Genomic DNA, 18759 nt, shown 5'->3' with positions numbered 1-18759 from the left:
CTTGCTCATGTCAGCGCCGGTGCGGCCGGCGCGCTGCGGTTCCGCCACCAGTGTTGCGCGACGATGATGACGCCGAGTACCCAGCCGAGTTCGTCGGTCCAGGGAAATGCCACCACCAGACTTGCACCGGCGATGAAGGCGAGCAGGCGCTCCCAAGCTGCCATGCGGGCAAAGAGGAAGCCGACCACCGCCGTGCCCCAGAGCGCGATGCCGAAGCACGCCTTCAGGAAGACATAGGCGACCTCGACCGGATAACTCCAAGCCGCTGCAATCGCACCCGGATCCTGCAGCATCAGGGCCGGCGTGTAGACGGCCATGAACGGCACCACGAAACCGGCGGTCGCGAGCTTGGTCGCCTCCACGCCGATCTTCAGCCCGGAGGTCTTCGCCATCGGCGCGGCCGCGAAGGCGGCGAGCGCCACCGGCGGCGTCAGGTCCGCCATGATGCCGAAATAGAAGACGAACATGTGGCTGACGATCAGCGGCACGCCGAGTTCGAGCAGCGCAGGTCCGGCAAGCGACGAGGTGATGATGTAGTTCGGGATTGTCGGAATGCCCATCCCGAGGATCAGGCAGGTGATCATCGTCAGGACCAGCGACAGGAACAGGTTGTGCTCGCCGACCCGGATGATCGCGCCGACAAAGGTCGAGGCAATGCCGGTCAGGGTCAGCGTGCCGATGACGATGCCGACGATGGCGCAGGCGATGCCGACCGGCAGCGCGTTCTTGGCGCCCTCCGCCATGGCGTCGCGGCAGATCGCCAGCGTCTCGCGCCCGCCCTTGACGAAGATGCAGCCGACGATCAGGGCGAGGATGACGATCGCCAGGAAGTTGACCCCGTAACGCAGGAAGGAGGCGGCGGCGATGCCGAGCACGAGCCAGAAGACGAGGCGGAAGGCAAGCGGGCCGATGCTTGCGGCAAGCGGCATGCCGAGGATCAGCACGATGACCAGCGCCAGCCCCATCGTCCCGGCGAAGATCGGGGTATAACCGGCAAACAGCAGGTAGACGAGGGCGGCGAGCGGCAGGATCAGCGGCCAGTGTTCCCGGACGGCGGCCCAGGGGTTCGGCAGGTCGGCCTTGCTCATGCCCTTGAGGCCCGCTTTGCCGGCTTCCAGGAACACCATCCAGAAGCAGACGCCGAAATAAAGCACGGCCGGGATGATCGCGGCCTTGACGATCTCGGCATAGGAGACGTTGAGCGTTTCCGCCATGATGAAGGCGACGGCACCCATGACCGGCGGCATGATCTGCCCGCCCATCGACGAGGTCGCCTCGACGCCGCCAGCAAAGGCCGAGCGGAAACCGAAGCGCTTCATAAGCGGAATGGTGAACTGTCCGGAGGCGACGACATTGGCGACACCCGAGCCGGAAATCGTGCCCATCAGTGCCGAGGACATCACGCAGACCTGCGCCGGTCCGCCGCGCCAGGTGCCGACGAGGCCGAGTGCGAAATCGTTGAACAGCGCCAGCATGCCGGCGCGTTCCAGAAACGCGGCAAAGACCACGAAGATGAAGATATACGCCGCCGAAACGTAGATCGGCGTTCCGTAAATGCCCTCGGTCCCATAGGCGAAATTCTCGATGATCTGTTCGAAATCATAGCCGCGATGGATGAACGGCCCGGGGGCGTATTGGCCGAAAAAGCAGTACGCGAGGAATATGGCGGCGATGATCGTCAACGGCAGGCCCATCAGCCGTCGTGCCGCTTCGAAGACGAGCACGATCAGCACGGTTCCGACGATAAGGTCCGGCGTCGTCAGGAACCCGCTCCTGACGATCAGGTCGTGGTAGAAGACCCAATTGTAGATGCCGGTCAGGAAGCCGACGATGCCGAGCGCCCAGAACCAGATCTTGCCGGCTTTCGTCTTGGCGACGAGATTGCCGATCAGCACGAAACCGAGCAGCAGCAGGAAGCCAACATGCATGGCGCGGACGATCTGGCTCGCAAGCGTCCCGTAGGCGGCTGTCCAGAGCTGGAAAAGGGTAAAGGCAAAGGCGATCCAGAAGGCAATCCGCCCGGTCAAACCCTCGCCGAACCCGGCCGGCAGGCCCTCGATAGGCTCTTCGGCAGAATGCGAGGTGATCGAGTTTTGCGTTGGGATTTCGGACATTGGTTCTCTCGGCAAGCTCTCTGGTCTGTCGGGAAACCCCCTCTGGCCTGCCGGCCATCTCCCCCACAAGGGGGGAGAAGACCCGCGGCTCTCTCCCGACCAAGTGGGCATCGGCAGTGCGGCAGGTTGAGTCCCTCCCCCTTGTGGGGAGGGGTTGGGGAGGGGACTTGCAATAGGCACAGTCTGCCTATCGCTTTACTTCATCAATCCAACTTCCTTGTAATACCGTTCGGCGCCCGGATGCAGCGGTACGGGCATGCCTTCCAGTGCCTTCTTCACGTCGATCGCCTTGGCGGCGGCGTGGGCTGCGGAAAGCTTCGGCAGGTTGGAGAACAAGAGCTTGGTCATCTGGTAGACGGTTTCGTCGGAAACGCCCGAATGGGTGATCAGGARGTTGCCGACGGCGGCGGTCTCGACATCGGCGGTCTGCCCCTCATAGGTGCCGGCCGGGATTTTCACCGAGACATAAGGTGCGCCGATCTTGGCGACCTCGGCGGCCGGGATCGCCACGACGTTGATCTTCAGCGAGGTCGCAAGGTCGCGGATCGAGGCGACGCCAAGACCTGCCGACTGCAGCGTTGCATCGAGTTGGCGGTTCTTGATCAGCTCGACGGATTCCGCGAACGGCAGGTATTCGGTCTTGCCGAGGTCCTTGTAGGACATGCCGGCCGCCGTAAATATTGCGCGGGCATTGAGTTCCGTGCCGGAGGCAGGTGCGCCGACCGACAGGCTCTTGCCCTTAAGATCGGCAAGCGTCTTCACGCCGGATTCGGCGCTGGCGACCACCTGGATATAGTTCGGATAGATGGCGGCGATGCCGCGCAGCTTGTCGAGCTTGGCGGGAAAGCCCGCTTCCTTGTTGCCCTTCCAGGCTTCCTGGACGGAATCGCCGAGCGAGAAGGCAATTTCGCCGCGTCCTGCCTGCAGCAGGTTGAGGTTTTCGACGGATGCCTTGGTGGCCTGCACCTGGGTGCGCGCGTCCTTGATGCCCTGTCCGTAGATTTCGGCAAGCGCCACGCCGAGCGGATAATACACGCCGGACGTGCCACCGGTCAGTACGTTGATGAATTCCGCAGCCTTCGCGCCGGCGGCCGAAAATGCCGTCGAAACAGCAAGTGTCGCCACGAACATGAGATTGATTTTACTGGACTTCACGCCGAAGTTCATAATGGCCTCCTCCCAAAGCAACCACGCAGATGGGGCCATCATGGGGAGGCGTTTCCGGTGCGTCAATCGGTTTATGACGCATTCCATGCGAAGGTTGTAAGACTTTGGTTTAGCCGTCCGGCTTATTCGCCGTCGAGCGGCTCGACGCCCTGTGGCTTCCCGGCACGGTCGAGGCGGATCTTCTCGATGCGGTTTTCGGCGGCCGTCAGCAGTTTTTCGCAATGTTTCTTCAGCGCTTCGCCGCGCTCGTAGATGGCGATGGACTCGTCGAGCGCCACGTCGCCCCGTTCCAGCCGCGCCACGATGCTTTCGAGTTCGGCGACGGCCTTCTCGAAGGAATAGCCGCTCACATCGAGGCTCTCGGTGTTTTCGGTCATCGTCTATCCCTTCATCAGTCTGCAGATGTGCATGCCCGCCGATTCGGCGAGCCCTTCCAGATCATATCCGCCCTCGAGCAGGCTGACGATACGGTTGCCGGCATATTTGCCGGCGATCTCCATCAGCCGTCCGGTGGCCCAGTCGAAATCGTCGCCGACGAGATTGATCTGCGCCAGCGGATCGCGGTGATGCGCGTCGAAGCCCGCCGAGATGATGATGAAATCCGGCCGAAAATTGTCGAGCGCCGGAAGCACGCGGCTCTTGAAGGCCTCGCGGAAATATTCGCTGCCGGTGTCGGGCGAAAGCGGCGCGTTGACCACGTTGTTCCTGGTGCCGGTCTCGTCCTTGGCGCCGGTGCCGGGATAAAGCGGCATCTGGTGCGTCGAGCAGAACAGCACCGACGGATCGTCCCAGAAGATGTCCTGCGTGCCGTTGCCGTGATGCACGTCCCAATCGACGATCGCGACGCGCTCCATGCCGTATTTCCGCTGCGCGTGGCGCGCGGCGATCGCGGCGTTGTTGAACAGGCAAAAACCCATCGCCTTGTCTTTTTCGGCGTGGTGGCCGGGGGGCCTTGCCGCCACGAAGGCGTTGTCGACCTTGCCGTTTGCCACGTCGTCGACGGCGGCCATCGCGCCGCCGATGCCGGTCAGCGCGGCCTGAAAGCTTTTCGGCCCCACATAGGTGTCGGCCTCGATCTGGCGGATCGTGTCCTCCTCGGGGATTTCGCGCATGACGGCGCGTAGGTGCTCTTCCGGATGGGCGAGCAGAACCGCGTCCTCGTTGGCCTGCGGAGCGTCCTTGCGGTCGAGCCTGGCGAAATTCGGATGCTCCAGCGCGATCGCCAGCGAACGCAGCCGGTCCGCCCGTTCGGGATGTCCTTCCGGCGTGCTGTGTTCGAGGAAGATCTTGTGTTCGTAAAGGCGCGTGGTCATGCGGCGGCCTCGTCAGGGGTCAGTCCGGTCTGGACCTTTCCGACATGGCGCAGAAAGCTGACTTTTTCAAGCCGCAACCCCTTGCTCTTGCGCTTGTTTAGCTTGAAAGAATGGTCTTACATAGAGGGGTGCAACCCAGAGGGTAATGTGGTCAAAGAGCCAGTCAAGTCTCAGGAATTCCGCGTTCCTTTCCGCGATGTCGATATGCATGGCGAGATGTTCCGCTCGGCCTATGTCGTGCGGGCGGAAGAGGCCGTCACGGAATTCTGGCGTCGCCGCAGGTCGCAAAAGGGCGATCCGTTCTTCAGGATCGGCAAGATCACCTGCACGTTTCACTCAGCCTTGAAGCTGGGTGACGTCGTCCACACGCATATCGGCGTCAGCAAGATCGGCGGAAAATCGGCGGGGTTCCTGGTGCATATGCTGCGCGGCAACGAGGCGGTCGCGGAAGCCGAAATCGTCTGGATGACTTGTGACCCCGAAAGCAGGGAACCGGTGCCGCTCCCCGAAGACTTGCGCGACTGGCTTTATCAGTTCCTGGACTGACGGGGCGCGACCAATCAGGCCCGTTGCGGCAGCAGCGGATAACCGACCATCACGGCGCGGCCGGCGAGTGCGGCGATCATCGCCTTCAGTACGTCGCCTGGAACGAAGGAAAGGTCGCCGATGAAGGCGGTCGAAAACCCGGTGCCCGTGACATAGGCGAGGTAGATGACCCCGAGCGCGTGGTCGACCACCACGCCGCCGAGCAGGGCCGCGAGGAAAAAGCCGGTGATCTGTACGATGCCGCTCTGCGAACGCTCAACGAACCGCTCGGAACAATAACCGGTGATGACGGCTGCGAAGAACCAGCCGACGAGATAACCGGCGGTCGGCGATACAAAGGTGGCAAGGCCGCCGCGTCCGCCCGACAGAACCGGCAGGCCGATCGCGACCAGCAGCAGGACAAGAAACACCGCAAAACCGCCGCGCCTGGCGCCGAGGATGACGCCCGCAAGCATGACGCCGAGCGACTGGGCGGTTATGGGTACCGGAATGAAGCCGAGCATGATCGGCGGCACGAGACCGAGCGCCACGATAATGGCGGCGAAAAGGGCGGCCAGAACGAGATCACGGGTGGTCATGCTATGCGAATCCCCAGTTTTATATGAGGTTATTTCTGCGCCCGGATGCCACGTGCGTCAATGGCGGCGGCAATCTCGTCGGCATTTTTGAGCGTCAGGATGATCAGTGGCACCGCCAGCGTCAGCGGCCGGACCTTCAGCCCGCGGGCGCGGTGCGCGTCGCGGATAGCCTGGTAACGGCTGAGGATCTCCGGCACGAAACGGATGACGAGACCGATCGAAAGCCCGATATCCGCGGCCCTGACGAGCCCCAGCCGTTCAAGCGGCATGGCAAGGCCGGTGATCTCGTCGATGAAATCGCCGGTGCTGGTGGTCGCCGTCACCGCCGCGGCGAAGAGTGCAAGCGCCGTCAGCCGCGTGACGACGACCAGCGCGTCATGTCGGCCGTTGAAGACAAGTGTGAAGAGCGCCACGACCGCAATGGTCAGCAGGACCGGCCGCAGCCGCAGCCAGGATTGGCGCCACCCGAGCCGGAGCGACGAATAGACGATGCCGCCGAGCAAGGCCGCGACCGACAGAACGGCCGGCGAACGGACAAGGAAAAGGACAAGGCTGAGCGCGGCAAGGCCGAGAAGTTTCGTCCGCGGCGAAAGCCGGTGCAGAAACGTGTCGCCTTCCACGTAGAGCGTCTTCATGCCGCAAGCTCGCGGTAGCGGGCGATGACTTCCGCAGGCGCGCCATCATCGGTGAGGCGGCCTTCATGGAAGAGCAGAACCCGGTCGAAATCGGCGATCAGGCCAAGGTCATGGCTGATGACGATGACGTTTTCATCGAGCCCGTGGATCGTCCGCTCAACCAGGCCGCGGTTCCGGAGATCGAGCTGGTTGGTCGGTTCGTCCATGATCAGGATGCCCGGCCGGGTCACCAGAACCGAGGCGAGTGCTGCCAGTTGCAGTTCTCCACCGGAAAGTTCATGCACACGCCGGTCGGCCAGATGGGCGATGCCGAAACGGGCAAGTACCGCCTCGACCGCCGCCTCCGTGTCGGCCTTCGAGAGTTTTTGGCTTTTCAGCCCGAGCGCGATATCTTCTTTCAGGATCGGCAGGATGATCTGGTTCTGCGGGTTCTGGAAGATGAAACCGGCCTGGCCACGAACCTTGTCGCCGTCTTTCACCGTATCGAAGCCGTTGACGGTCACCTGGCCTGCGGCAGGCAGCACCAGCCCGTTGATCATCCGCGCAAACGTCGTCTTGCCCGAGCCGTTGAGGCCGATCACGCCGATCCGCCGTTCGCTCAAGCGAAGCGTCAGCGGATAAACGACGGTGCGTCCCTCGAAACGCGCTTCTGCCTGTTCGAAACGGATATCCAAGCCAGTCCCTCGGTGTTCAGCGGTCTATAGACCGGAAGACGGGGAAGGGGAATGCGGAACCGAACGTGAACATTGAATCCGGCGCGACGGTATCCTAGTCTAGATGCCATGGCGATTCTCATTCCAAACGATCAGGCCCGCAGGATCTTCCTCGAACGGCAGCGGCTCTGCGAACCGCCCGGCCGGGCGTTGACCAAAGCCGGTCTGCTGCAGCTCATCGACGATCTCGGTTTCGTCCAGGTGGACAGTATCGCCACCGTCGAGCGCGCCCATCACATGATCCTGTTCTCGCGCAACCAGACCTACCGCCGCGAGCACCTGACAGCACTTTTGGAAAAGGACGGCGAGCTGTTCGAGCACTGGACGCATGACGCCTCGATCATCCCGACCGCCTTCTTCCGCTACTGGAAACACCGTTTTCGCCGCCGCGAGCCGATCCTTGCCGAACGCTGGCGGAAATGGCACGGCGAGGGGTTCGACGCCGCCTTCGAGGAGACCTTCCAGCACATCGCCGAGAGCGGCGCGATCATGTCCCGCGACATGAAGCAGGAGGATCACAAGTCCGGCGGCTGGTGGAACTGGCATCCGAACAAGACGGCGCTCGAATATTACTGGCACACCGGCAAGCTGGCGATCGCCGGCCGCGTCAACTTCCAGAAGATCTACGACCTGATGGAACGGGTCATCCCGCGGCAGCATCACGAGCCGGAAGTGAGCCACGAGGAGTTCATCGACTGGGCCTGCCGCGGGGCCATGACCCGCCTCGGTTTCGCGACCTCCGGAGAGCTTGCCGCCTTCTTCGATCTGGTCACGCCGGACGAGGCAAAGGAGTGGGTGAAGACCCATCGCGACGAACTTGTGGAAGTGCTGATCGAGACCGCCGACGGCAGCAAGCCGCGCCCCTCCTTCGCCTTCCTCGGTTTTCCCGAAAATCTCGGGGATATCCTCGAACCGCCGGCGCGGGTGCGTGTCCTCAGCCCCTTCGATCCGCTCCTGCGCAACCGCGACCGGGCCGAGCGGCTGTTCAACTTCTTCTACCGCATCGAGGTTTTCGTGCCGGAGCCGAAGCGCCAATACGGCTATTACGTCTTCCCGCTCTTGGAAGGCGACCGCATGATCGGCCGCATCGACATGAAAGCCGACCGCAAATCCGGCACGCTGGATGTGAAGCGGTTATGGCTGGAAAAGGGCGTGCGGGCTTCGGCGGGGCGGCTGGAGAAGCTGGACGCGGAACTGCTTCGGGTCGGGCGGTTCGCGGGGGTGGATAAGGTGGTTTATCAGAATGGTTGGCGGGGCGAATAAGCGCGGCCGCGCCGTTTGCCGCGGCACCCCCCTCTGCCCTGCCGGGCATCTCCCCCACAAGGGGGGGGATCGGCCAGAGGCTGACTCCCAGCTCACTCCTGAGCGAGACACTAGGCTCTTGGCTCGATCTCCTGCTGTCATTTGGGCAGGGCATTAACTCCATCCAATCTCCCCCCTTGTGGGGGAGATGCCCGGCAGGGCAGAGGGGGGTATCCCACGGAACGCTTCAGAATGATTATTCGCGGCAACTTGCGCCGATGAAACCTACCCCCGCCACCGCAGAAACACCGTTGCCAGCGGCGGCAGCACCGCGGAGATGGAAAATTCCTTCCCGTGCGCCGCCTGGCGCTCCGTCCACGCCTCCGTCTGTCCCAGATTGGACCCGCCGTAAAGCGCCGCATCGGTGTTCAGCACCACCTCCCAGCGTCCCTCTGCCGGAACTCCGATCCGATACCCGTGCCGCGGCATCGGGGTCAGATTCGAGGCGACCAGGATATGCGACGAGCGATCCGGCGACGAGCGCAGCATGCCGTAGACGGAATTTTCCGCATCATCCGTCACCGCCCACTCGAACCCCTCGTGATGCAGGTCGCCGAACTGCAGCGCCGGTTCCCGGGCGTAAAGCGTGTTCAGGTCGCGGACGAGCCGCTGGACGCCCGCATGGTCGGGGCTGTCGAGCAGGTCCCAGACCACCGAGCCGTCATGGTTCCATTCGCTCTGCTGCGCCAGTTCGCCGCCCATGAACAGGAGCTTCTTGCCGGGATGGCCCCACATGAAGCCGTAATAGGCGCGAAGGTTCGCAAGTTTCTGCCAGCGATCGCCCGGCATCTTGGCCATCAGCGAGCCTTTGCCGTGCACCACTTCGTCATGGGAGAGCGGCAGGATGAAGCGCTCGGAATAAGCATAGATCATCCCGAAGCTCATGGCGCCATGGTGGTATTTCCGGTAGACCGGGTCGTCCTGCATGTAATGCAGCGTGTCGTGCATCCAGCCCATGTTCCATTTGAAATCGAAGCCGAGGCCGCCTTCTTCGATCTTCCTGGTGACGCCCGGCCAGGCGGTCGATTCCTCCGCCGCGGTAAAGGCATGCGGGCAGCGGTTGTGGACGATGCTGTTCAGGTGCTTGAAGAACTCGACCGCCTCAAGGTTCTCGCGCCCGCCATACTGGTTCGGAATCCATTCGCCTTCGTTGCGGCTGTAGTCCCGGTAGAGCATCGAGGCGACAGCATCGACGCGCAAAGCATCGACATGGTAATGCTCCAGCCATTCGAGTGCCGAGGCGATCAGGAACCCTTTCACCTCGTTGCGGCCGAGATTGTAGATCAGCGTGTTCCAGTCCCCGTGGAAACCTTCGCGCGGATCGGCATGCTCGTAGAGCGGCGTCCCGTCGAATTTGGCGAGCCCCCATACGTCGGTCGGGAAATGCGCCGGCACCCAGTCGAGGATGACGCCGATACCCGCCTGATGGCAGCGATCGATGAAATAGGCGAAATCTTCCGGCGTGCCGTGACGGCCGGTCGGGGCGAACAGCCCGAGCGGCTGGTAACCCCAGGAGCCGCCGAAAGGATGCTCCATGATCGGCAGCATCTCGATATGGGTGAAGCCGAGATTTTGGACATAGGGGATCAGCCGCTGGCTGAGCTCGACCCAGTCGAGATGGCGGTTGCCTTCTTCGGCGATCCGCAGCCACGAGCCCAGATGCACCTCGTAGATCGACATCGCACCTTCGCGATTCCGATCAGTGCGCTGCCTGCGCATCCAGTCCTCGTCGTTCCAGCGGAACGGTTTGGAGGAGGCGACGATCGAGGCCGTCGACGGAGCCGCCTCGCTGGCGCGGGCAACCGGATCTGCCTTTTGCGGGAGCAGGTTGCCGTTGCCGTCGAGGATCTCGAATTTGTAGCGTTCGCCATGTGTCAGGCGCGGGATGAACAGTTCCCAGATGCCCGCCTGCGGACGCAGCCGCATCGGATAACGTCGTCCATCCCAGGAATTGAAATCGCCGACGACCGAGACGCGCCGGGCATTCGGCGCCCAGACGGAAAAGCGCACGCCCTCGACCCCTTCGACCTCCATCGGGATGGCGCCGAGCGTCCGACCGAGATCGTAGTGTGTCCCTTGACCGATCAGGTGCAGATCGAGATCGCCGAGCAGCAGCGGGAAGGAGTAGGGGTCCTCCATCTCCTGGATGGCGTCCGGCCAATGGATCCGGAAGAAATATGGCGCGGTGCTGCCGGTCACCCCGGCAAACAGCCCACCCTCATGAATCGTTTCGAGTTCGGCCAGCACCTTGCCGGTATCGGTCTCCACCACCTCGACCGATAGCGCACCCGGCAGCAGCGCCCGGACCACGGTGAGATTGCCGTATTGATGGCGTCCGAGGATCGAGAACGGGTCTCCGTGCCGCCCTTCGACCAAGGCCTGCAGACCCTCCTGGACGGTGCCGATCATCAAATCGGTGCGCTCGTATCTCATGAGACGTTCTCCAGAAGTCGGGATGCGATCGCCGAGAAGCCGGCAAGCGGGAGGGGAAGCCAGTGGGGACGGCTGCGCACTTCGTATGCGATCTCGTAGGCAGCCTTTTCGAGCAGGAAGAGATCGAGAATGCGGCCACGGGCCTCCGGCGAGATGCGCAATTCCTCGGAATTCCCGGTCACTTCGAAATAGGTATCGAGGAAGGCTGGCTCCGCCATCTCCATGAAACGTGTGACCAGCTCTTTATGGCGGGTGTCTTCAACCTCGCTGACGATTTCCCGGTCGAGGTCGGCCGAGGCTGCGAGATAGCTGAGCGACCGCAGCAGCCCGGCGGCGTCGCGCAAGGGATTGGTCTTGGCGCGGCGTTCGGAAAGGTCGCGGGTCGGTTCGCCTTCGAAATCGATGATATAGGCGTCGCCCTCCGAGACCAGGATCTGGCCGAGATGGAAATCGCCGTGGTTGCGGGTCATCAGCGTGCCTTCCACCGCGCTCGCAAGATGCGCGGCGAGGCCGAGAAGATCGTCACGGCGGCCTAGTAGTATTTTTGCCTCGCGGGCAATATCCGAATCCAGGTCCTCGACGGTCTTTTCGAGGATCGAGAGGCTGCGGGAGATTTGGCCCGTGACAGCCTCGCGCCATTTTTCTGCATCGGCCGCCTTTGCCCGGACCGGCTGGAAGTCCGGATCGTCGGTCGGCTGGGCGAGGGCCAGATGCAGTTCGCCGAGCCGCTTGCCGATTGTCGCGACAAAATTGACGAGCGGCTTGAAATGCTCGTCCACCACCTCGCCCTCAAGGCCGGTCACCACGATTTCGTCGATGGCGCGGCGCAGGTTGCTGAGCATCCAATTCCAGGCATCGCCCTGGTTGCGGATCGCGCTCTGCACGATGATCAGCGTGTAGCGACTACCATCCGGCGCCGTACGGGCGACCTCGCCGAGCAATTGCGCGGTGTTCTGATAGCCGACATTGGTCAGGTACCGGGTCATCTCGACCTCGGGATGCATGCCGGGGAAGACGTGGCGGATGAGCTTCACCATCGCCATGTCGCCCAGAATAAGCGAACTGTTGGATTGTTCGGCCGACAGCCAGCGGACGGCCATGTCGTCGTTGATGGTCAGGCAGTCGAGCTTGTCGGTGCCGATAAATTCCAGCGTACCGGCGCGGCCTGATATCACCGACCGCTCGCAGAGGCCGCGGATCACCCCGCGCGCCAGTCCTTCCATCGCGAACCCGTCGGTCAGGAAGCCGACGCGGCGGCCCTGGCGGATGCGGGCGAGGGCCAGTTGCTGGGCGAGCGCCGTTGGCTGGGCGTCGTCCCAGGAGACGGCGAGCGGCAGCAGGTATGTATCTTTGCGGCCGTCCACCTCGGCTTCGAGTTCGCCAAGCAGGATGTTGTTGGCAAACGCGATCGGCGTGGCGGCAACCAGCGAAGCACCGGTCAGGATTTCTCCCTTCAAACCGAACCAGCGGCGTTTGCCGAGGTAGGCGGGCAGGACCTCGTTCGACAGCGTAGTCGCAAGCCTCGGCTGATCGACCAGTTCCTGCAGGTCGCGGCGAGTGACCATGGTCACCATGTCCTGCATCTGCTCCGGCGGCTCCTTGCGCCAGACCGGACCGTCCGCTTCCGCTACTAGATTGAACCAGAAGAAACCGTAGGGCTGCAGGGTGAGCAGATAGGTCAGCTGCCCGATCGGCGGAAAGGGCGACATGCCGGAAAGTTCGATCGGCACACGGCCGGAGAACTGGGCCAGGTCGAGCTCTACCGCCTGCGGCAGGCGTGAGAGATTGGCGACGCAGAGAATCGTGTCGCCATTGTATTCACGTAGATAGGCAAGGATCTTGCGGTTGCCCGGCGACAGAAACTTCAGCGAACCACGGCCGAAGGCGAAATGTTTGTTGCGCAATGCCAGCATCCGCCGCGTCCAGTTGAGCAACGAATGGGCGTCGGCCCCCTGCGCCTCCACATTGAGCGCTTCATATCCATAGAGCGGATCCATTATCGGCGGCAGCACCAGCCGCGCCGGGTCGGCCTTGGAGAACCCGCCGTTTCGGTCCGGCGACCATTGCATCGGCGTGCGCACCCCGTCGCGGTCGCCGAGATAGATGTTGTCGCCCATGCCGATCTCGTCGCCGTAATAGAGAACCGGCGTTCCGGGCATGGAGAGAAGCAGTGCGTTCATCAGCTCGATGCGGCGGCGGTCGCGCTCCATCAGGGGTGCGAGGCGGCGGCGAATGCCGAGGTTGATGCGGGCGCGGCGGTCGGCGGCATAGATGTTCCAGAGGTAATCGCGTTCCTCGTCGGTCACCATTTCGAGCGTCAGCTCGTCATGATTGCGAAGGAAGATCGCCCATTGACAGTTTTCCGGGATTTCCGGCGTCTGCCGCATGATGTCGGTGATCGGGAAACGGTCTTCCTTGGCGATCGCCATGTACATGCGCGGCATCAGCGGGAAATGGAATGCCATGTTGCATTCGTCGCCATTGCCGAAATATTCACTCGTGTCCTCCGGCCATTGATTGGCCTCGGCGAGCAGCATCTTGCCGGGATGGGTGCTGTCGAGCGAAGCGCGGATCTTCTTCAGGACCTCGTGCGTCTCGGGCAGGTTCTCGTTGTTCGTGCCCTCGCGCTCGACGAGATAAGGGATTGCGTCCAGCCGGAACCCGTCGATGCCGGTATCGGCCCAGAAGCGCATCACGCCGAGCAGTTCTTCCAACACCTGCGGATTATCGAAGTTGAGGTCCGGCTGATGGGAATAGAAACGATGCCAGTAATAGGCGCCGGCGCCGGGGTCCCAGGTCCAGTTCGATTTTTCCGTGTCGAGGAAGATGATCCGGGTTTCCGGGAATTTCTGGTCCGTATCCGACCAGACGTAGAAGTCCCGTTCGGGAGAGCCGGCCGGCGCATGGCGCGCCCGCTGGAACCAGGGATGCTGGTCGGACGTGTGGTTGATGACGAGCTCGATGATGACCCGGATGCCGCGCTGGTGCGCCGCTTCGACAAAAGCCTTGAACTCGTCGACCGTGCCGTAGTCGGGGCTGACGCTGCCGTAATCGGCAATGTCGTAGCCGTCGTCCCGGCGCGGCGAGGGGAAGAAGGGCAGCAGCCAGATCGCATTGGCGCCGAGCGAGGCGATATGATCGAGCTTTTCGTGCAGGCCCTGAAAGTCGCCGATACCGTCGCCATTCGCGTCGAAGAACGACTTGATGTGGAGCTGATAGATGATCGCGTCCTTATACCATAGCGGATCGTCCTCATTCATCTGAGCGTGGTTCTGCCCCTGGCTCCGGTTCGCGCTCGTCATGTCCATTTTGCTTTCCTCCCTATCGCACGCGCCAGATCGCGAAAGGCAGGCCCCAATGGGGATCGAGACGCAGCCTCTGCAGCTTGCCGGCCCAGGTGAATTTGTGGCCGGTGATCAGGTCTTCGACGTCAAGTGCGCCATGGTCCGGGAGGTTCCATGACCAGAGCGGAATTTCGACATCCGCCTCGTGGACATTGTGGGGATCGAGGTTGATCGCGATCAGCAGCACGTTCTCGCGACCGGCGCTCGCCTTCTCGAAGAACATGATATTGTCGTTCCAGGCGGTGAGAAGCTGCAGGCCGAGATGCGAATGCAGTGCGGGGTTCTCCCGGCGGAGCCGGTTGAGAAGCGTGATCTCGCCCYTGATATTGCCCGGGCGGTCGTAGTCCCAGGCGCGGATCTCGTATTTCTCCGAATCCGCATATTCCTTGCGCTTGGCGTCCGGCCGTCCTTCGCAGAGTTCGAAGCCGTTATAGACGCCCCAGAGGCCGGACAGCGTTGCGGCAAGTGCGGCACGGATCAGATAGGCGGGACGCGGCGCGTTCTGCAGGAAGTCCGGATTAATGTCATGGGTGTTGACGAAGAAATGCGGCCGGAAGAACTCCTTCGGCTCTTCGGTGGTGATCTCGCGCATATACTGCTCGAGCTCCCACTTGGCATTGCGCCAGGTGAAATAGGTATAGGACTGCGAGAAACCGACCTTAGCGAGCCGGTACATGACTTTCGGCTTGGTGAAGGCCTCCGACAGGAAGACGACGTCCGGATGCCGCGCGCGGATGTCTGCTATCAGCCACTCCCAGAACGGGAAGGGTTTGGTGTGCGGATTGTCGACGCGGAACAGCTTTACGCCGTTGTCGACCCATTTCTGCACGACATCGCGGAGCTCGACCCAAAGCGAGGGGATCGCGTCATGGGCGTAGAAATCGACGTTGACGATGTCCTCGTATTTCTTCGGCGGGTTTTCCGCATAACGGATCGTCCCGTCCGGCCGCCAGTCGAACCAGCCTGGATGTGATTTCAGCCACGGATGGTCGGGCGAAGCCTGGATCGCCAGGTCGAGCGCGATTTCAAGGCCCTCGTCCTTGGCGGCATCCACCAGCCGGCGGAAGTCCTCGAACGTGCCGAGTTCGGGATGAATCGCGTCATGACCGCCTTCCTCCGAACCGATCGCATAGGGGCTGCCCGGATCCTCCGGCCCGGGGTTCAGGGTATTGTTCTTGCCCTTGCGGTTGGTCTTGCCGATCGGGTGGATCGGCGGAAAATAGAGGACGTCGAAACCCATGTCGCGGATGGCGGGCAGCCGCTTGATGACGTCGTCGAAGGTGCCGTGCCGGTTCGGATCGCCGCTCTGCGAGCGGGGAAAGATCTGGTACCAACTGGCGAAACCGGCAGCGATACGTTCCGCGTCGACCGGGATTGCCTGCGAGCGGGCCTTGAACGGCCGGCGGTCGGCCTCCGCCATCAGTTCGGCGGTTTCGGGCGCCAGCAGGATTTCGGTGCGCTGCGGGTCCTGCACCTCGGTCAGCTTGTCGAACAGGGTTTTGAGCCGTGTCTTGATCCTGCCGGATGAATTGTCCAGCGCATCGAGAACGAGGTTGATGCCTTCCTGGATTTCGAGCCGCAGATCGAGCCGGGCCTCGTGCTTCTTCACGAATTCATAGCGGAAGATTGCAAAGGGATTGCGCCAGGCTTCGATCAGGAACTCGTGGCGGCCCATCCGCTTCAGCGTGAATTCCGCGTTCCAGCGATCGTTCAGCACGAGCTGCATGCGCTCCTCGGTCCATTCCGTCTCGTCGGCCGCGCGCCACAGCAGCGCGGCCGCCAACGGATCATGGCCGTCGCCGAAAATGTCAGCCTCGACCGTCACGGTTTCGCCGACGACGCGTTTGACCACGAAACGGCCGTCGTCGACGGAAGGCGTGATCTTCTCGATTGCCAGCCGGGGTGAAGCGGTCGCCTTGTCCACGGCCGGCACAGGCACGGCATCGACGACCGGGACCGACGACCGGCCTTCGAATATCCTGATCTCGCCGGGTTTCAGCTTGAGCTGTGCGGCAAAGGCTTCGCCATCTGCCTCCGGCGCTTCGAGCGGCAGGAACGGTGAGGCAGCCTCGCGAAGCGCGTTGAAGGGCGCAGCCACGGCACGCCGCAGATCGCGGTTCAAAACCACGACCCGCACCTTCTGCGCCGAACGTACGTCTTCCCGGTCGCTCTGCATCAGCGCCACGGCGGGCGTCTGGCTGGTGGAGATGAGGCGGAGCGGCTGGCGGGCGAAGCCGGCAGCGGTCTTGTTGGTACCGGCGTTCACGCTGCGGATATCGGCCGAGAGATCGAACGATCCCTGCTCGCGCAGGCCCCTGAGCCCCATCCCGTCGCCGTGCAGCGGATCGAGCGGCGTGGAAGCGCCGAATTCGAAACCCATCGGGATCATCAGCCCGCTTGCGAAGGTCGATGCGAGTTTCAGCGACCGGACCGCCTTCCTTTGCAGCACTTCGCAACTGTCGGTGCCATGGGCGATACGTTTGCCGAAAGGCGCTTCCGGAAAGGTGACCTGATATCCGAGATGGCGCTGGATCTGGTATTCGTCGAGGATCCAGCGCTCCTCCAGGTTCCACCAGGCAAGCGACGAAAAGCTACCATCGAAACCGGCGCCCTCGAGCGCCCGCCGGTCCTCGAAGGAAGTGCCGGGCGTCCATGCCAGAAAGGTGGTTTCCGGCGTCGTCTTGCGGGTCGAGACGATCAGGTCGTACCAGGCTTCCGGCGCAAGGCGGCCGATGCCGAGGCAGCGGAAACCGGCAACCCCAAGGCCGGCAAGCCGCGCCATGCGGTTGCGCCAGTCCTCGACATGACGGGCTTCGTTCATGAAATCGATGCTGCGGCTGCAGCTATCGCGCGGCGCGACACGCGGATCGGCGAGGATCGGCCCGGCATGTTCCGCGTCCATCGCGACACGGTCGACCACGAGGTCGAGCATCAGCTTGATCTTGTTTTCGCCCGCCGCCTGGATCAGCGCCTTGATCCCGTCCTCGACGGAGGAACCGAGCTGAAGCTCCGGGTCGAGGCGATCGAAATTCTTCGTGACGAAGACGCTGGCATTGTGGCCCCGTTCGAAAAGCGGCGCCGTCAGCACCGTATCGAAACCGAGATCCCTGGCATGCGCGAAAACCTCGCGCCAGGCGTCCAGCCCCCTCAGCATCAGGGGATGAACGTAATAAATCTGTGGGGGGAGTTGTGCGAGGGATGTCCCGGCGATGAATTGGGGGCGCGTGTTCATCGGATTTTCCTCGCCGCAGATTAGAGCCGTCGAATTTGCGGTCTAACTGTCGGGCGGCGGCGGTTGTTCCGATAAAAGTCCTGAGGCCAGCCGGTTTTCAAGCTCTCCGGACATGCATCTTGACGGAAGTCATTGAAGCGGATGATCAATCCGCAGTTGTCCCCGAGGGCGCTTCGCAAGCCTTATTTCCCGACAAGCTTAATCGGAAAAGGCCGGAGATCGCTCCGGCCTTGCTGGTGTGGTCAGGTTTCCGGAAGCCTTACTGCTTTTCGATCTTGCCGATCTTGGCCCACTCTTCCCAGCGCTTGGTGTCCATCGTCGCATAGTCGAGGGTCGCCTTCGGGCTGTCGAGCGTCATCGGCTCGCCGCCATTGATGCCGACGAACTTGCGGGCTTCCTCGCTGGTGGTGACCTGCGTCATCACCTTGTGCATCTTGTCGACAATATCCTTCGGCGTGCCCTTGGGCGCAGCGAGAACCCACCAGATGCGCACATCGACATTCGGCACGCCTTCTTCGGCGAAGGTCGGGATATCCGGGACTGAGGAAATGCGCTTCGCCGTGCTGACGGCCAGCACCCGCAGTGTTCCATCACGCGAGCGGGCAAGGCCGAAGACCGGGTCGCCGACCATGTAGTCGATGGCGCCGCTTGCAAAGTCGTTGAGCGAGTCGGCGCTGGTCTTGTAACGCACCTGAAGCGTGTCCGGCACGCCGGTATTAGCCTTGTACATTTCGGCCAGGATCACCGACGGGAAGTTCGACGTGGCGTAGGAGCCCTTGGCGGCCTTTTCCTTCATCGCCTTGGTCAGGTCGGAAATCTTCTGGTAGGGCGACTTGGCGTTGACCAGCATCATGAATGCCTGGCTGAACACCGGCGCGACATAGTCGAAATCCTTGAGCGGGTCATAAGGCGGCGCGTTGAAGACGTAAGGCGCCGCGGTAAACTGGTCGGCCGAGCCGATCAGCATCGTGTAACCGTCCGGCTTGGCGTTCTTGAGTGCCACCACCGAAAGGCTTCCGAGGCCGCCCGGCTTGTTGTCGACGATGACCGTCTGCTTCAGCTGTTCTTCGAGCTTCTTGGCAAAGAAGCGGGCATAGACGTCTGCGCCGCTGCCGGCCGGGAAGCCCGCGATCAGCGTGATCTGCCGGCTTGGGTAGTTGTCGTCGCCGGCGGTGGCTGTACCTCCCGGAATGTATGCGGAAAACACCAGCGCCAGGGCGCCTGCTAAAAATTTCTTCACTGCACTCTCCTCCTAGAGTCAGTCCGGAACATCGTAGGCGAGGCCGGAATGTGATGACGCGAACAGTCTCCTCCCGCTCGCGCTAAAATATAAGGTAGCCATACATTTTGGGGACCGTCAAATGCCCTGCCGGTGTGAAAGT

Annotated in this window: 13 protein-coding genes; 2 read left to right on the top strand and 11 right to left on the bottom strand. The window is 62.5% G+C overall.

Features of this window, described 5'->3' with window-relative positions; all coding sequences use genetic code 11:
• Positions 1–5: 5 nt before the first annotated feature.
• The 4 genes from AC1D3C_RS21865 to AC1D3C_RS21850 all read right to left on the bottom strand — a co-directional run bounded on the left by AC1D3C_RS21865 (position 6) and on the right by AC1D3C_RS21850 (position 4594).
• Positions 6–2114, bottom strand: coding sequence for a TRAP transporter permease (locus AC1D3C_RS21865; protein WP_477484311.1), 2109 nt, complete (start codon positions 2112–2114; stop codon positions 6–8).
• 195 nt (positions 2115–2309) lie between these two features.
• Positions 2310–3245 (bottom strand): TAXI family TRAP transporter solute-binding subunit, encoded by a 936-nt coding sequence (locus AC1D3C_RS21860; RefSeq protein ID WP_477484349.1) that lies wholly within the window; start codon positions 3243–3245, stop codon positions 2310–2312.
• A gap of 158 nt (positions 3246–3403) precedes the next feature.
• Entirely contained in the window at positions 3404–3658 is a 255-nt protein-coding gene (locus tag AC1D3C_RS21855) for an exodeoxyribonuclease VII small subunit (protein ID WP_038540522.1), read from the bottom strand.
• A gap of 3 nt (positions 3659–3661) precedes the next feature.
• On the bottom strand, positions 3662–4594 hold the full coding sequence (locus AC1D3C_RS21850) for a histone deacetylase family protein (protein ID WP_477484310.1): 933 nt from the start codon (positions 4592–4594) through the stop codon (positions 3662–3664).
• Positions 4595–4741: 147 nt separating this feature from the next.
• On the opposite strand from AC1D3C_RS21850, the gene AC1D3C_RS21845 reads away from it, so the two are divergent.
• A complete protein-coding gene (locus AC1D3C_RS21845; RefSeq protein ID WP_247034434.1) occupies positions 4742–5140 on the top strand; it encodes an acyl-CoA thioesterase in 399 nt (132 codons plus the stop codon).
• A gap of 14 nt (positions 5141–5154) precedes the next feature.
• Here the strand turns inward: AC1D3C_RS21845 and AC1D3C_RS21840 are convergent, their stop codons facing one another.
• The 3 genes from AC1D3C_RS21840 to AC1D3C_RS21830 are packed head-to-tail and all read right to left on the bottom strand — an operon-like array spanning position 5155 to position 7027.
• Positions 5155–5718, bottom strand: a complete 564-nt coding sequence (locus AC1D3C_RS21840) for a biotin transporter BioY (protein ID WP_477484309.1) — start codon at positions 5716–5718, stop codon at positions 5155–5157.
• A gap of 29 nt (positions 5719–5747) precedes the next feature.
• Complete coding sequence (locus AC1D3C_RS21835) at positions 5748–6353, bottom strand: energy-coupling factor transporter transmembrane component T family protein (protein ID WP_477484308.1); 606 nt, start codon at positions 6351–6353, stop codon at positions 5748–5750.
• Positions 6350–7027, bottom strand: coding sequence for an energy-coupling factor ABC transporter ATP-binding protein (locus AC1D3C_RS21830; protein WP_477484307.1), 678 nt, complete (start codon positions 7025–7027; stop codon positions 6350–6352). Before AC1D3C_RS21830 ends, AC1D3C_RS21835 begins: the two co-directional genes overlap by 4 nt.
• Before the next feature lie 108 nt (positions 7028–7135).
• Between AC1D3C_RS21830 and AC1D3C_RS21825 the strand changes: the two genes are divergently transcribed.
• Complete coding sequence (locus AC1D3C_RS21825; protein ID WP_477484306.1) at positions 7136–8329, top strand: winged helix-turn-helix domain-containing protein; 1194 nt, start codon at positions 7136–7138, stop codon at positions 8327–8329.
• A 264-nt stretch (positions 8330–8593) separates the two neighbouring features.
• Here the strand turns inward: AC1D3C_RS21825 and glgB are convergent, their stop codons facing one another.
• The 4 genes from glgB to AC1D3C_RS21805 all read right to left on the bottom strand — a co-directional run bounded on the left by glgB (position 8594) and on the right by AC1D3C_RS21805 (position 18617).
• Entirely contained in the window at positions 8594–10801 is a 2208-nt protein-coding gene (gene glgB, locus AC1D3C_RS21820; RefSeq protein ID WP_477484305.1) for a 1,4-alpha-glucan branching protein GlgB, read from the bottom strand.
• Complete coding sequence (gene treS / locus AC1D3C_RS21815; RefSeq protein ID WP_477484348.1) at positions 10798–14103, bottom strand: maltose alpha-D-glucosyltransferase; 3306 nt, start codon at positions 14101–14103, stop codon at positions 10798–10800. Before treS ends, glgB begins: the two co-directional genes overlap by 4 nt.
• Positions 14104–14122: 19 nt before the next feature.
• A complete protein-coding gene (locus AC1D3C_RS21810; protein ID WP_477484304.1) occupies positions 14123–17377 on the bottom strand; it encodes a maltotransferase domain-containing protein in 3255 nt (1084 codons plus the stop codon).
• A gap of 259 nt (positions 17378–17636) precedes the next feature.
• Positions 17637–18617: a Bug family tripartite tricarboxylate transporter substrate binding protein gene (locus AC1D3C_RS21805; protein WP_477484303.1), complete on the bottom strand. Its 981-nt coding sequence runs from the start codon at positions 18615–18617 to the stop codon at positions 17637–17639.
• Positions 18618–18759: the final 142 nt, after the last annotated feature.

Source organism: Neorhizobium sp. P1_A6 (assembly GCF_056406795.1).
Note: the sequence above shows the minus strand (reverse complement) of the source record. Positions and strands in the feature narration are given on the sequence as shown.

Coding starts and splice junctions, on each gene's coding strand:
- AC1D3C_RS21840 (WP_477484309.1), bottom strand. CDS start 5,718: ATGACCACCCGTGATCTCGTTCTGGCCGCCCTTTTCGCCGCCATTATC.
- glgB (WP_477484305.1), bottom strand. CDS start 10,801: ATGAGATACGAGCGCACCGATTTGATGATCGGCACCGTCCAGGAGGGT.
- treS (WP_477484348.1), bottom strand. CDS start 14,103: ATGACGAGCGCGAACCGGAGCCAGGGGCAGAACCACGCTCAGATGAAT.
- AC1D3C_RS21835 (WP_477484308.1), bottom strand. CDS start 6,353: ATGAAGACGCTCTACGTGGAAGGCGACACGTTTCTGCACCGGCTTTCG.
- AC1D3C_RS21825 (WP_477484306.1), top strand. CDS start 7,136: ATGGCGATTCTCATTCCAAACGATCAGGCCCGCAGGATCTTCCTCGAA.
- AC1D3C_RS21865 (WP_477484311.1), bottom strand. CDS start 2,114: ATGTCCGAAATCCCAACGCAAAACTCGATCACCTCGCATTCTGCCGAA.
- AC1D3C_RS21855 (WP_038540522.1), bottom strand. CDS start 3,658: ATGACCGAAAACACCGAGAGCCTCGATGTGAGCGGCTATTCCTTCGAG.
- AC1D3C_RS21850 (WP_477484310.1), bottom strand. CDS start 4,594: ATGACCACGCGCCTTTACGAACACAAGATCTTCCTCGAACACAGCACG.